The 2139-nt window shown below is 48.6% G+C and carries 3 protein-coding genes; 2 read left to right on the top strand and 1 reads right to left on the bottom strand.

What is annotated here, in order from left to right:
* Positions 1–800, bottom strand: an 800-nt coding sequence (locus tag S1OALGB6SA_RS03925; RefSeq protein WP_124032626.1) for an NHL repeat-containing protein, incomplete at its 3' end; no start/stop codon positions are given.
* 483 nt (positions 801–1283) lie between these two features.
* Between S1OALGB6SA_RS03925 and S1OALGB6SA_RS10590 the strand changes: the two genes are divergently transcribed.
* Entirely contained in the window at positions 1284–1559 is a 276-nt protein-coding gene (locus S1OALGB6SA_RS10590) for a winged helix-turn-helix domain-containing protein (protein ID WP_230204401.1), read from the top strand.
* A 37-nt stretch (positions 1560–1596) separates the two neighbouring features.
* The gene (locus S1OALGB6SA_RS10585; protein ID WP_230204400.1) at positions 1597–2133 is read left to right on the top strand and encodes a restriction endonuclease; all 537 of its coding nucleotides are present in this window, start codon (positions 1597–1599) and stop codon (positions 2131–2133) included.
* The last annotated feature ends 6 nt before the right edge of the window (positions 2134–2139 follow it).

Here is a 2139-nt window from a genome sequence, read left to right as displayed (position 1 = left end):
TCCACGGCCACGCCGGTGGGGCTGTCAAACTGTGCCATGCTGCCGGCGCCATCTCTATGTCCCGCATCATCAGTGCCGGCAAAGGTGCTTACCTCCCCCGCTGGCGTGATCTTACGAATGCGGTGATTAGAATGATCTGCCACATAGACATTGCCGGATGTATCCACAGCCACACCGTAGGGAGAGCTAAACTGAGCCGTGCTGCTGGCACCATTCGCAAAACCTTCCGTGCTGCTGCCGGCAAAAAGCTGTGCTCCCTCTACTTCTGTAATCTTCCGGATGCGGTGATTGTTTTGATCTGCAACATAGACATTGCCTCTTGAGTCCACAGCCACGCCGGCGGGGCTGTTAAACTGTGCCGCGCTTCCAAGGCCAACCTTATAACCCCGCGTGCCACTGCCGGCCAGGGTGTTTACCCCCTCCGCTTCTGTGATCTTCCGGATGCGGTGATTGCCTAAATCTGCCACATAGATATTATCTGATGAGTCCACAGCCACGCCGTAAGGGTAGTTGAACTCCGTCGTGCCGCCATCGCCGGCAAGGGTGCTCACCTTCCCCGCTGGCGTGATTTTCCGGATGCGGTGGTTAGCATGATCTGCCACATAGACATTGCCGGATGTGTCCACGGCCACGCCGGTGGGAAGGCTAAACTGTGCCTCTGTGCCGATACCATCCTGATAACCTTGTGTCCTGCCGGCTAGAGTACTTACCACCCAAGTCATGCTGGCGGAATCCTTACAGGATGCCAAGAGGTTTATAAGAACTAGAGCCTGAATGATATAACTGGATATCTTATTCATAAGCTAAATATCCTCACAAGCGAGGGTGGCTTCGAGCTAAAACAGCTACTTTGCTATTTCGTCCCCATGAGCTGGAAAATTCAGGGCTTTTTCCCCTGTTCATCCCCATGCACTGGAAAACTCAAGACTTTTCCCCTGGCATCTAATAATCAGGATGCAACTTCTGATTTCCCATGCCACATCCAGTTCGTGCCAATCAAGCTCATCAGCGTTACAGCTGCAAGCCAGATTCCAGCTTCTTCTGTTGTTTTAGATGTTCGATGGAGCAAGGGAGGGAGTCTTCAGACTATCGAGCCGCTTATAGTAATTTGAGGATGCGTTTTCTCAATATATCAGTTCCAGTAGGCTAACTGGCTCAAAGCTGCTAAATTCCCAAGATGAATGAGTGGGTCAAACAAACTCAATCGATTATCAGAAATCTCTCTGATTTCAATAAGGTAAGGATTCCCTGCCTTAATCAATGCACCGACAGCGGGGTGTTTTATGATTAAATATCATCAACTTATGAACCCCTTGATAAAGGCGCTGATTAACCTGGGCGGCTCAGGCAACATTGATGAAATTTATGAAGAGATAATCACACTTGAGAAGTTCGATGAAGAGACATTGGAAGCTATGCATAATCCAGAGAAGAGCAATCAAACCGAGATTGGCTATCAACTTGGCTGGGCTCGTACTTATTTGAAGAAAGCTGGCTACCTCAGAGAATTCTTCTCGAAGAATCTGGGCTCTCACCGACAAGGCCAGACAAGTTTCTGAAATCGATAGCCGTGAAATCACAAATCATGTTCGTTCATTGGATAAAAAAGCTTCAACAACAAACGGTTCCCCGAGCGATCCGGAATCAGACGATTCACCCGAAGAAGCATCAACGTGGCGTGAAAACCTTCATCACATTCTAACTGAAAAGATAGGTCCAGAAGCTTTTGAGCGGCTAACACAGCGCATGCTTCGCGAACTAGGCTTTATACAAGTAGAAGTAACCGGTAGAACTGGTGATGGCGGTATTGATGGCAAGGGCATTGCCCGTATCAGCGGTCTGATAAGTTTCCATATTGTTTTCCAATGCAAAAGATACAAGGGTTCAGTCGGAGTCCCAGAAATTCGAGACTTCCGGGGAGCCTCTGTTGGTCGTGCCGATAGGGGCATGTTCATCACTACCGGGAGTTTTACCAAGGCAGCCATCGAAGAAGCAAAGCGAGATGGCGCGACGCCAATAGAGCTGATTGATGGCGAAGAACTAGCCGACAAACTCAAGGAATTATCACTTGGCATTAAAACGGAGTCTGTTGAAAAAGTTACTGTAGAGCCTGAATGGTTTTTGAATCTATAGATAACT

Origin of the sequence: Olavius algarvensis spirochete endosymbiont, assembly GCA_900608495.1 — a bacterium.
GTDB lineage: Bacteria > Spirochaetota > Spirochaetia > DSM-2461 > DSM-2461 > UBA2779.
Note: the sequence above shows the minus strand (reverse complement) of the source record. Positions and strands in the feature narration are given on the sequence as shown.